Here is a 12,917-nt window from a genome sequence, read left to right as displayed (position 1 = left end):
CGACTGCTAATAAAGTCATCAACAGCGATGCTTCTCACAATGTGCTAATCGCTGGCAACGATCGATCAACAGCTTTCATGACACCGCTGCCGAAAACTTTACATCCATAATGCCTAATACAAGTACCGTAGCGTAGTGGAGCTGTTCGGCATTGCAGGCTGTGGTGTCGGTATTAGTTAGCGACCGTCTTTTGGTCGGTTACTAATACGGGAGACGTGGGAGATCCTTGAATTTCTAGTTTATATTGCGGAAACGTGTTCCGCAGGCCAACTCCCTACTGTGTAAAGCAACTTTGCCAGCAATTCAAGAACGGAATTTCCGGCAAAGTCGCCTTACACTCCGGAGTTAACCGGCCTGCTCCACACTCTTACCTGCAGCCTGCATGGCCGAACGGCGCAACGAAGCGAACTGATCGCACTATTTGAATCACTCAACATTTGAAAAACTATTCGTTCCATTACGTTAACTAGAAGTGTCCACCCTCGGGCCAACACAATATCACTTAACTGAAACTTGAAAGCTAATAATCACGCCAAAGGCGTGTGGTTATTGGCTTTTTTGGCAAAAAATAAACGCAAGCTCTCCTGCGTTGTATACTTTAGTCGACCAAAACCAAGATACAAAGGAGACTTACGTCATGAATATTATAAGACAAAAAAATACAGAAAACGAGCTTCACAATATTGTTCATCAATTTACTTCCCTCATTGGTCTATCTAAACTCACCAAGTTGGTGAATTATCGCCGGAATTCAGAAATCAGCTTGATGAAGGTCATTGAATGGCTGCTCACGACAAAGTTCCTGGGACGCTCGCTTTATCGAGCCCATGAAACACCTAACTTTACCAGTCGCACCGTCAGAAATAATTTGAACGATGGCCGGATCAATTGGCAACGCTTGATTTGTCAAGTTGGGAGTCATTTAATCAAGCATTTACGACCGTTTATTGACCGCCGGCGGCGGTTAGCATTGATCATTGACGATACACTCTTTTCCCGTGAGTACGCCACCCAAACCGAATTACTAGCGCGAGTCTTTGACCATGACAAACAGTTATATATTAAGGGATACCGGGCTTTAACTTTGGGTTGGAGTGACGCCAATACATTCTTACCGATCAACTTTGCATTAATGTCTTCCAAGAAGCCACAAAACGTCCTTGGAAAATCAGCTAAAACAACCGATCAACGAACAATTGCTGGCCGGAGACGTCGCCAAGCACAGCAAAAAATGAACCTCGTTTCATTGCAACTTGTCAAGCAAGCCCTCGCAAATGGCGTTCTAGCTGACTATGTGTTATTTGATAGCTGGTATAGCTCACCAAAAATGTTCTATGAATTAACCTAGTTGGGATTAAACGGCGTGGGCATGCTTAAACGGTCCAGCAAAATTTACTATCAATATCGCGGACGGCAATATTCAGTTAAAGCATTATACAAGCGACTGCAGGCCTCAAAATATCAACCCAAGCAAGCTTATCAATACAGCTGCTTTGTCGAAGCGCACGTCGGGAACCAAAAATTCAAGCTTCGCTTGGTATTTGTGGCTAATCGGGCCCGTCAAGATGACTACCTAGTACTGGCAACGACTCAGTTAGGCCTTCAGCCACAAGAGATCATTCAACTATACGCCCGAAGATGGCAAATTGAGAATTACTTTAAAGTTGCCAAGCAATACTTGCGGCTCGACAAATCACAAGTTCAAAATTATGACGGGCTTTGTGGCCATTTAGCAATTGTCATGATGACTTATGACCTATTAGCTTGGCAGGAACGGCAAAATCAGGATGATCGCACCATTGGGGATTTATTCTTTATAATGAACGAAGCCATGCCAGATATTGAGTTGTCTCAAGCACTGGTATGGCTTCTAAATTCGTTAAAAACGATTATTAATCATGAAGTTTATGCAAGAAGAGCCCAAATTATTCAGATGATGAATCAGTTCTTCACATTTTTGCCGAAACGGTTAGTTTCGCTGTTAACAGCAAGCTAAATGGTTAAATTAATTAAAATATGCCCTGTGATACCAAGGGATCAGTCTGTCTTCATACTTTCAAGTTTCAGTCACTTAAAATAAAAGGTCTCAGCACCCCCACTAACTCGGGATACTGAGACCTTCTTTTTATCCAAAAACCATTAAGATCTACTGATTATAACTCTCCACAACAATATCGTCATCCGTCAGTGTCAACCGCGTCAGGCTGCCATTTGCTGGCCGGGTACTCAGGTCATACTTACCGCCCGCATAGCGTTCCATCAAACTTAAAAGCGTGTTGCCGTGGCTGATAAGCAGCACGTTGTCGTTATCTTTCAAGGTGTTGTTTGACCGGATCAGCTCAAAGCCCTGATCCACACGTTGCCAGTATTCATCATTGTTTTCAGCCTGGTGAAACGGGTCAGCGTCTTTCAAATAGTCCTTTGCTTTACCGATCGAATACTTGGCAACAATGTCCTTAAACGTTGGCAACCCATGTGGGGCACCAGCTAAATACCAAGCTTGCGACATATCATTGCCCTCAAAGTACCCGTAAAACTCTTCCCGGAAAAAGGGTGCCGTTATTGGATCAGTTACTTCTGAGGCCTTATTTGCGGCCAGAATGAGCTTAGCTGTGTCCATGGCCCGCGTCGTATCGCTGCAGTACGCCGCATCAAAATGGACGTCCGCCAACCGCTCGCCAGTTGTTTTTGCCCCATCGATTCCCTTTTGGGTCAATGGAGAATTGCTCCAACCTTGCAGTTTATTATAAATATTAAAATAGGTCTGTCCATGACGCACAACGTAGAGATTCAGTTTAGTCATCAATCGCACCTCCTGCTTATAGTTATCCTTAGTATATCATTTTATTTCAACCGTAAGAAGGCGCTTACTAAATTGTCTGCACAGTTCCAGATTGCGCTTAGCATACAGATTCAAGCTTAACTACGGCTTAATATTTTAATAAATTCACAGGGGCACGCCTGCAAACTACTGTAAAATCTGCTAAACTGGTAGTCATATTTAAATAACGTGCAATGCGTGAAGAAAGGGCTATCATTTTGGAGTTACTTAAACGCACGTGGCGACGAACAAATACGCGAATCGGGTTTACGACCTTACTGGTTATTTTGTTTTGGTTAAAAACCCTGATTGCCTATTTTGCTGATTTCAGGATCACCCTGAACGATCCGCTTCAGGTCTTCTTGTACCTCACCAATCCGATTGCTACGACAGTCATTTTGTTCAGTCTGGCGCTCTATGTCAGACCAACACGACTTTTTTACACCTCAGCACTGGTCCTTGACATTTTAAACACTGTGCTGCTGTACTTAAACGTCATTTATTACCGTGAGTTTACCGACTTTATGACCGTGTCGACCATGCTCGGATATAACAAGGTCAATCAAGGGCTTAGCGGCAGCTCAATGGCCCTCACTTCGATCCATGATATTTTCTTTTGGCTCGACCTCGTTGTGGTGGTGATCCTGCTTTTAACCCGCCGCATCAAGATGGATGCCAATAAATTAAACTGGCGTGCCAGTTTTGCGGTCACCTCAATCGGATTCCTGTTGCTCGGTCTGGATTTTTCAATTTCTGAAATGAACCGGCCCCAACTGCTGACCAAGACGTTTGACCGGTCCTACATCGTCAAATATCTCGGTATCGACACGTTTACCGCCTATGACGGTATCAGTACCCAACACAACAACGATATCCGTAAGAGCGCCAAAAAATCTGAATTAACCAGCATCCTCAAATTCGTTAAGGGCCACTATGCCAAACCGAATAAAAAGATGTATGGCGTCGCAAAAGGGAAAAACATCATCGTGATTCACTTGGAAAGCTTCCAACAATTTCTAATTGGTCAAAAGATCGATGGTAAGGAAGTCACCCCCTTCCTCGACAAACTCTATAAGAGTAAGTCCACAATTTCGTTTAATAATTTCTATAACCAAGTCGGTCAGGGGAAAACCAGTGACGCCGAAAACATGCTGGAGACCAGTAACTATGGGTTACCACAAGGCTCATTGTTTGCCCAACTCGGCAGTGAAAACACCTTCCAGGCCGCACCACAAATTCTTAAACAGCGTGCCGGTTATACCTCCGCTGTCTTCCACGGAAACGTGGCCAGCTTCTGGAACCGAAACAACACCTATAAGAATATGGGCTACCAGTACTTCTTTGATGCCAGTTACTACGATACTTCTGGTGATAAAGCACTCGGTTTTGGATTGAAGGATAAGCTGCTGTTTAACGATTCCATTAAGTATTTGCAGCACCTGCAACAGCCGTTTTACGTGAAGTACCTGACTGTCACAAACCACTTCCCGTTCAGTCTCGACAAGGAAGACGAAGATCCAAACTTCAAGGCACCTGACACTGGGAGCAAGACGGTTGACGACTACTTCTTGACCGCCCACTACCTGGATCAATCCATCAAGGAGTTCTACGGTTACCTTGAAAAGAGCGGCCTGGCAAAGAAGTCGATCATCGTGCTCTACGGTGACCACTACGGGATCTCAGATTCTGAAAACAAGTATCTGGCTAAGGTCTTAGGTAAAAACGCTGACGACTGGACCGACTTTGATAACGCCCAGCTGCAACGGGTGCCATTGATGTTTAACATGCCTGGCACAAAGAACGGCTACATCGATCACACGTACGGCGGTGAAATTGACGTCTTGCCGACCCTCCTGCATTTGATGGGCATCAGCACCAAACGCTACATTCAGTTTGGCACCGACCTGATCTCGAAACAACATGACGATGTCGTGGCTTTCCGAGATCAGGATTGGGTCACCGATAAGTACACCTGCATCGCTGATCAGCTGTATGATAATCGCACGGGTAAGGTCATTCAGCCAGATAAAAAGACCAAGGCTTGGCAGAAGCGGATGCAAGCCAAGGTGCAAAAAGAGCTGACGTTGTCTGACTCTCTAAACCAAAAGAACTTGCTGCGTTTCTACCATCCGAAGGGCTTTAAGGCTGTAAATCCAGAAGACTATAACTACTCTGATGGCTTGCAAAAAGCGGAGAAGATCGAAAAGAAACTGGGAACGAAATCAACAAGCTTGTTTGACGAAAACGGCAAGAAGTCGACCCAGTCAGACTTCTCAACGGATGCCCCAGAATTGAAGCATAAGACCACTGATTCTAACCGGATCAAAATTACGAATCCGGATGATAATAGTGCGTCGGATGGGAAGTAGAGTGTGGAAGGAAGGCGTTTAGGGGGCGGAGCGTAAGTAACTCTGACAGAAATGCCTAGTCTTGGGCATTTGTGTCGGAGTTGCTTACGCAGTAGCCCCCTGCCTTCCTGGAACACGTTTCAGCTATGTGGCTTCGGAGAGCACGTTTCGGCTATGTAAATTCGAAGCGCGTGACTTCTAACGCTCTGTAGCCTTTATCCACTGACAATAAAGCACCAACATGTACCACAAAAAAACGCCTCGTTACTCGGGGTGTTTTTGTTTGCAGTCATTCATGTTTTTTTCAGTGCACCATAAAAAAGACAACTGCAAGTTCCCCCTATCCTTAGTCAAAGATAGCAGCTGACTTGCAGTTGTCTTTTTATTTGTAGCTTATTTTTTTAAAAGTTGCTGTCTTTCTAGGCCACCATGCCGAAACGAGTTCCGCGAGGCAAGGGGCGGCCATGTAACGGACTCTGGCAAAAAATCCAGACCCGGGATTTTCTGCCAGAGTCCGTTAAATTCTGCCCCTTAACCGCCTCACTTCACTCTCTATCTCTTTAACGCCGTACTATGCAACGGTCCTCTTCTATCAGGGAATAACGTTTGCATAATCGAATTAATCGCAATTGGTGCTTCGCCATAGCCGCTCGCAATCAGCGCTTGTTTACCGTTATACGTCACGCCGTCACCAATAGCGTAAACGTTTGGCACGCTTGTTTGCATCGTTGAATCCACCTTAAACAAATGCCGGTCTGTGTCCAGATCCAGATGCCAAGCATCCACGACCTTATGATCTGAGGTGAAGCCATAACTCACGACCACATCATCAGCCTTGACCGTTTCCAACTCATCTTCTGAATGCATCTTCTTCAAGGCCACGTTTAACCCATCGTCAGACCTGTCAATGGCCTTGATAAGGTATGGCGTACGTTTCACGATACTAGACGCTTCCATCTGGGCCACACTGTGTTCCAAAGCACGGAACTGGTCACGCCGGTGAATCAAGGTGACTGACTTTGCCACTGGCTCCAGCATTAAGGCTTGGTCAATTGCAGAATCGCCACCACCCGCAATTAACACCCGGTGGTCACGGAAATGTTCCAGATCACTGACTGAGTAAAACAATTGGTGACCCTCAAAATCATCCGCATTATCGATTGCCAATTTTCGTGGTGAGAACGAGCCGTTTCCGACCGCAATGACGACTGCTTTACTATGTGTCGTTTCCTTATCAGTCACAATGTCAAACCCGTCCGCCGTTTGCGTGATGTCAGTCACAGCCTGGTTTAACTTCAAATCAACCGGGAAGTTCTTCAACTGTTCGACTTGTTGATCGATTAACTTTTGCGCTTGAATCCCAGGGATGCCGGCAACGTCTAAAATCGTTTTTTCGGGGTACAATGCACTGACCTGCCCGCCAAGAACGGGGAGACTTTCAATCAGTTGCACGGACGCTTCACGAAGCCCGGCGTAAAAGGCAGCAAAAATTCCCGCAGGACCGCCGCCAATAATTGTAATTTCATAGTTGTTTTCCAATTCAAACGCACCTCTCACCTATATATCTCGTTGTTTTATTTCACTCATCATCTATCGTAGCGGAAAATGGGTTCTAATTTCAATAAGTAATTCTCCTAGTTTTCATCATATTCCTCAATTAATGATGCGTTGGCCCTGCAACGTCCTGACTTCTCGTAACCCTGCATTGATCAAAACGAAAATAGCGATCCATCCGACAATGATGATCAACCACTTTTGCAGGTCAAACGCGCTAAGAAACGCAACTGGTGGTTGCCAATCCCAAGCTGCGTGAAGCAAAATGGCCAGAACATAAAACCGTAAAAATTTGGCTCGAACGATTGTGGCGCCCTTAACCGGTTTGCGTCGTTCCTTTGCTAAAATGATGGCTGCCCCGACAATTGCAGACCAGATCGTATGCGTACCAATGGATTGCCAACTCCGGACAAACAGTGTGATCAGTCCAAACTGGCTGGTATACCCAGAGGTTTCAAACACGGCAAAACCGGCGCCCACACAAGCGCCCACTAATAACCCGTTGAAAATATAATTTAACCGAAACGAATTAATAAAGTAACCAATGATCAGCATCTTGGCCGTTTCTTCAATGAAGCCGATTGCCAACGCAGACATAAAGTCTGTCCCATTTCCCGACGGAATGATTTCGTACAAGACCATTGTTGCCACCAGCGAGGCAATTCCTCCAATGAGAAAGACCTCCGTTGCCTGAAACACTGAAATATTTTTATATACGTTAATTTCAAAAAACATAATGGCAAGCGAGAACGGTACCGCAAGTGAGCCGATAAAAATCATCCCGGGAACGGCCTTGTTACTATGAAAGACAAGGAATAATAGCGTTAATAAGCCAAAACTAAAGCCTAACAGGGCCAGTACTCGGGAAAACAACCAGGGTTTAACGGGCGCTGAGGAAACGGCTGCCAAACTTGGCGTTGTCGTTTTGGTGCCGACAATGAACAATGCGTCCCCTTCCTCCTTCTCATGATGCTTAAAGACTTCCGAAAACATGCGGAAAAGATGGATTTCAACCGCTTCGTTTTCACCCGTCCAGTCATTTAATTCCTTGGTGGCATCGTCTAAAATATTTTGCCGATGTTTACGTTGCTTGAGTTGCTCGTCTGTGAATTGTTGTTTCACGAAGGTCACCTCTTTTGGGTTGTTTGATGGAATGGTTATTTTTTCTGTTTGACATATTTTTTTAAATTCGTCTCGTTTTTGGCACGATACTTCTGTCTGGATACCGTTTGTAAAGGGCGGTACTAGACTTTTCTGATATCGATTGCTGCTTGCTGCTGACTTTCTCGGCTACATTGCCGAAACGTGTTCAGCAAGGCGGCCATGTAACGGACTCTGGCAAAAATGCCAGGTTCAGGCATTTCTGATATTGATTGCATCTTGCTGCTGGCTTTCTCGGCCACATTGCCGAAACGTGTTCAGCAAGGCACGGGGCTAACGTGTAACGGCGGCTGGTCTAAAAGTCAGGCCCGGACTTTTAGACCAGCCGCCGTTACACACCGCCCCTAACCCGCCTTGCCTCACACTCTCTGATTTTAACCCAAATCCCCCTCACTTGCAGTACCGTCTTCAAAATTCCGCCATAACAGGTTGTGTTTCCATGATTCTTCCTTTAAAATTGAAACTGTATAGTTTAGCGCTTTCAAAAAACACTTATTTTTGGAGGTTTTATTAATGGCAACAAAGAAAATGATTCTTGACTTGGATACCGGGATCGACGACGCAATGGCAATTGCCTATGCTGTTGGTGCACCAGACGTTGATCTGATTGGGATCATCGGGTCATACGGGAATGTATTGGTTGAACAAGGCGGCAAGAACGCCCTTAAGATTCTTGAATTGCTTGGTGCAACTGATGTGCCTGTTTATCTTGGCAATGGTCACTCATCAACGACCGATCATTTCGACGTGATGCCGATCAGTGCCCAGATCCACGGCAAAAATGGGATCGGTGAAGTTGAATTACCCGAAGCCAAACGGCAATTAGAAACAACTTCTGGCGTTGACTTCTTGATGGACGCTGCCAAGCAATATGGCAAAGATTTGATTCTCGTGCCAACTGGTCCTATGACTAACTTGGCTGAAGCTCTGGAAAAGGCACCTGAGATTGCTGATGAGATTGGAAACGTCACCTTTATGGGTGGTGCCCTAACCGTTGAAGGGAACGTCACCCCTTATACCGAAGCTAACATCAACCAGGATCCTGAGGCGACAAACGCCGTACTGACGAGTCCACTGAAATCCACAATGGTTGGGTTGGACGTCACGATGCGGACACTGTTGACCCGCAAGGAAACGCAACAGTGGCGTGACTTAAACACTAAGGCTGGGACTGCCTTTGCGGACATCGTTGATTACTACATCGACGCCTACGAAGTCACAAACGGCCAGTTGCCAGGTTGTGCCCTGCATGATCCTTTGGCGGTGGGCGTTTCGCTGGACCCAAGTTTCATCACCACTTTGAACCTGAACATGAAGGTGACGACTGACGAAGGCACTCGTGGCCGGACCATTGGCGATCAGGCGCGTTTAAACGACCCTGAAACCAACGTTACTGTTGGCATCAATGTCGATGCTGACCGGTACTTGAAGACCTTTATGAGCTACCTGACTGGGTTGTTTGCTAAGCATTAATTTAACTGTTGAAGTAAGCTGCTACAGGTATTAAAAAGCACCATCAAAGAGTCATGACTGGCTCTTAGATGGTGTTTTTTTGGTTGTATTTTACTATGCCACACAGCCGAAATGAGTAAAAACAGGAAGCTGCCTTTAAACCGATGCCTTATTTAAAATACTCATTCACAAATTTAGCAACGCCATCGTCCTCATTTGTCCCAGTATGGTACTGAGTCAAGGCCGTAATTGCTGGCTGTGCGTTCGCCATTGCAACGCCCACTTCGGCAGCCTTCAACATGCCAGCATCGTTTTCAGCATCCCCAAAGGCCATGAGATTACTGAAATCTTCATCAAAGTGGCTTAACAGCGCTTTTAAGCCAACAGACTTGTCGGTGGTCAGACTCAGAAATTCCAAGATAGTTGGTTGTGACCGCGCAATGTGGAATTTTTTCTTCAGATCATCTGGTAACTGGTCCTGGACCGCATCAACGACTTCCTTAGGTGCCGCAACAACGGCCTTAGCATAGGTCTGTTCAGGCAAATCAGCAAAGGTCATCGGTTCAAATTTAATATCACCGCCAAGTGTGTAAATCGATTTCGTTAGATCAGTCATTGGGTACACCTGATCAAAGTTAAGCACATCTAGTGGAAACCCACTGGTCTTCAGAAAGTCATGCAACGGCTGGAGATCTGCCTTGGTCATCCCTTGCTTAGCCAGCGGTTCCCGGGTTGTATTGTTAATGACCAGCGCCCCGTTAAAGGTGATCGTATAATCATCAGCCCCCGTCAACCCAAGTTGTTCAATATAGTGCCAGATGGCGTTGATTGGCCGACCGGTACACAAAACAACTTTAACACCCTTAGCCGAAATGGCCTTAAGCGCCTGTTCATTCGTTTTGGAAATTTTTTTATCGTTTGTCAGTAAGGTATTGTCAAGATCTAGCGCAACTAGTTTAATCATTTGAAAACTCCCTTTTTAAAGCTTGTTCATTGGTTCACTTCAATAGTATAGCCCATTAATTGCGCCTTGCCTACTGTTCAGCGAGGTATCTAGCAACTGTTTTCAGCATACCATTGTGATTGTTGTCGTCATCCGTAACCAGGCCGACCTGTCGTTGCACGGCAACCGGGGCATTTTTCATAACGTAGCCGAATTTCGCCTGTTGCAGCATTTCGACATCGTTGCCACTGTCACCAAAGGCCAGTGTTTCAGCCTTAGTGATGCCCCACATGTCTTGTAATTTCCGTAGGCCATATGCCTTATTGACGTGCGGCAAAATGATATCCAGTCCGCCTAGTCCGCTTGAAGTCGCGCGCAACCGCCCTTTAAAGGCCGCATTGAAATCGCGCTCTTGCTGCGACACATCAAACTGGCGCCAGGTAATATCGAGCTTATAAATGGCATCTGTCACTTCCATCAGATCCATCACGGACCTTAAATCACCGTAGAAATAACTGGATTGTTTGAAACGCTTAGCACTCGCAGGAATTTCAGTATAGGAACCATGCTGCCCTGAAAGAATCAGCCAAGCATGCTTAAACCCGTCATTTTGCGCCATCCACCGAAGTGCATCGTGGACGAGTGTTGGTGGAATCAGGTCTTCACTGATTGCCTGACCATTGGCCACAATATGCGCGCCATCCTCTGCTAAATAGGTGATCTCGCCGTTAATTTCTTCAAAATACTGTGGCAGGTGCGGGTACTGATTACCGCTAGCGACAATAAACCGCACATTTTGCGTTTTCATTTGCGTCATCAACTGCTGGAAATAGGCGTGGTCATACTGACTATTATCATTTAAAAACGTGCCATCAATATCGGTGGCAATAAGCTTGATCGTCATGTGCGTGGCCTCCTTATGAGCACCATTATAACCTAGTTTAGCACAATCGAGTAGGAGGTAATTGATTAATTCAATTACCGACCTCTCACACCACCGTACGTACGGTTCCGTATACGGCGGTTCAATAATTTAAGCACTTTGTATTGACTGGAGTGTCTTGCTCATATTGATGAGTCCAAGGCGTTCCAGTCTTTTGTTTGTCAGAGTATAGGTCAATGTCTTGCTATGCGCAGTTCGCCAATAACCCTTACGGGTATTGGCCATTGTATAAGCACTGGTGCCAGAAAGCCCCAGTTTTACAAGATGATTGACCTTTGTTTTGAGCTTCTTCCACTGTTTCCAAATATACTGGCGAATCCTTGCTCGCAACCATTCGTCTAAGTGACGGATAAAATTGGTCATTTTCCCGACCGAATAGTACTGTAACCACCCACGCATCTTTTGATGAATCTCGTTAAACACCAGGTTTAACGAAACGCCCCGATTGCGCTTGGTCATTTTCCTGAGTGCAGACTTGATGCGTTGCTTGGCCTGCCAAGCAGGTCGCGCATACGCACCTCCTCGACCAACCCCCAAGGAAAATCCCAGGAACTTGGCCCGCAGAGGCGAACTTACTGATGTCTTGTCCTCATTGACGGTGACCTTTAGGTCGCCTTCAAGAAAGCGAGTAACATTAGTCAGAACCCGTTCTCCAGCACGTTTGCTTCGGACATAAATATTACAATCGTCCGCATAGCGGACAAACTTATGACCTCTGGAAGTTAACAGCTTATCCAGTTCGTTGAGATAAATGTTAGCCAAAAGTGGCGATAAGGGGCCACCTTGAGGGGTGCCTTTATCACTTCGTTCAAATAGACCACCATTCATGACACCGCTGGTTAGGAAGCGACGAATGAGATGCAGTATCCATGGATCCGTAATATACTGCTCAATAAATTTAATAAGCAGATCGTGGTTGACCGTATCGAAGTATGCTTTTAAATCGAGATCCACGACATAGTGATAGCCCTGATTGTAGAACTGAACCACTCTATCAATGGCATCTTTAGCACTTCGATTCGGTCGGAACCCAAAACTATTATCTGAGAAGACACGCTCAAATGTTGGCACCATGACTTGCGCCATGGCTTGTTGAACAAGTCGGTCAATCACAGTTGGTATTCCGAGCTTGCGTTTACCACCATTAGGTTTGGGAATTTCAACCCGCTTAACGGGACGAGGCCGATAGGTCTCGTTTTGTAAAGCTTGCAGTAATTCCTGTTTATGTTTCCTCAAGTAGGGCAACAGTTCGTCAACGGTCATTCCGTCTAGTCCTGCTGCACCTTTGTTTCTGCAGACGCGAAGATAAGCCTCGTTCAGGTTATTTCGGTCTAAGACTAACTCTTGAAACTTAGTGCCGTTCATCATCGTATTTTCACCAGAGTCAGTGCTACGCACCCCGACTTGTTCTTGGGCTTCCAGTCCTACTGTCCGCCGGCGGTCAGCTTTTTCTGTATTCTGCGGTTGTTGCACTGTCTCCACCTCCAATATCAATGATGACCTATTATTGTTCAGCCCTTCGTGGCAGATACCACTACTATGGCCTCGGCTGACTCCTGTATCGTTCTGCACCACATCACTGCGATGTTTGTTCCTGTGGCGCTTAGCGCGCCTCTTGTCGGGAACGTACGATACAGGCCTCCCCGGGTAAGAACGCCCACTTTCGTACCATGTCATTGCCAGCTTTACTGCGAT

8 protein-coding genes and 1 pseudogene are annotated in these 12,917 nt (G+C 45.9%); 3 read left to right on the top strand and 6 right to left on the bottom strand.

The features are described from left to right. Window positions 1–637: 637 nt before the first annotated feature. Window positions 638–1,996 (top strand): annotated as a pseudogene (locus AYR61_RS15885) (IS4 family transposase). Window positions 1,997–2,146: 150 nt separating this feature from the next. On the opposite strand, the gene AYR61_RS08335 reads toward AYR61_RS15885, so the two are convergent. Then, window positions 2,147–2,803 (bottom strand): histidine phosphatase family protein, encoded by a 657-nt coding sequence (locus tag AYR61_RS08335; protein ID WP_056987414.1) that lies wholly within the window; start codon window positions 2,801–2,803, stop codon window positions 2,147–2,149. Between the two features lie 212 nt (window positions 2,804–3,015). Between AYR61_RS08335 and AYR61_RS08330 the strand changes: the two genes are divergently transcribed. Continuing rightward, window positions 3,016–5,190 carry an LTA synthase family protein gene (locus AYR61_RS08330; RefSeq protein WP_054712139.1) on the top strand — a complete coding sequence of 725 codons (2,175 nt, stop codon included), beginning with the start codon at window positions 3,016–3,018 and terminating at the stop codon, window positions 5,188–5,190. A 531-nt stretch (window positions 5,191–5,721) separates the two neighbouring features. Here the strand turns inward: AYR61_RS08330 and AYR61_RS08325 are convergent. Then, window positions 5,722–6,708, bottom strand: coding sequence for an NAD(P)/FAD-dependent oxidoreductase (locus tag AYR61_RS08325; RefSeq protein WP_065902588.1), 987 nt, complete (start codon window positions 6,706–6,708; stop codon window positions 5,722–5,724). A 114-nt stretch (window positions 6,709–6,822) separates the two neighbouring features. After that, window positions 6,823–7,845, bottom strand: coding sequence for a PrsW family intramembrane metalloprotease (locus AYR61_RS08320; protein ID WP_054712135.1), 1,023 nt, complete (start codon window positions 7,843–7,845; stop codon window positions 6,823–6,825). A 552-nt stretch (window positions 7,846–8,397) separates the two neighbouring features. Here AYR61_RS08320 and AYR61_RS08315 point away from each other — a divergent pair. Then, a complete protein-coding gene (locus AYR61_RS08315; RefSeq protein WP_065902586.1) occupies window positions 8,398–9,357 on the top strand; it encodes a nucleoside hydrolase in 960 nt (319 codons plus the stop codon). Window positions 9,358–9,505: 148 nt separating this feature from the next. Here the strand turns inward: AYR61_RS08315 and AYR61_RS08310 are convergent, their stop codons facing one another. From AYR61_RS08310 to ltrA, 3 genes are all read right to left on the bottom strand, one after another. Beyond that, window positions 9,506–10,300, bottom strand: a complete 795-nt coding sequence (locus tag AYR61_RS08310) for a Cof-type HAD-IIB family hydrolase (RefSeq protein ID WP_054712797.1) — start codon at window positions 10,298–10,300, stop codon at window positions 9,506–9,508. Between the two features lie 70 nt (window positions 10,301–10,370). After that, a complete protein-coding gene (locus tag AYR61_RS08305; protein ID WP_054712794.1) occupies window positions 10,371–11,183 on the bottom strand; it encodes a Cof-type HAD-IIB family hydrolase in 813 nt (270 codons plus the stop codon). A 129-nt stretch (window positions 11,184–11,312) separates the two neighbouring features. Continuing rightward, complete coding sequence (gene ltrA / locus AYR61_RS08300; protein WP_065900954.1) at window positions 11,313–12,695, bottom strand: group II intron reverse transcriptase/maturase; 1,383 nt, start codon at window positions 12,693–12,695, stop codon at window positions 11,313–11,315. Between the last annotated feature and the right edge of the window lie 222 nt (window positions 12,696–12,917).

Source organism: Secundilactobacillus paracollinoides (assembly GCF_001702155.1).
Lineage (GTDB): Bacteria > Bacillota > Bacilli > Lactobacillales > Lactobacillaceae > Secundilactobacillus > Secundilactobacillus paracollinoides.
Note: the sequence above shows the minus strand (reverse complement) of the source record. Positions and strands in the feature narration are given on the sequence as shown.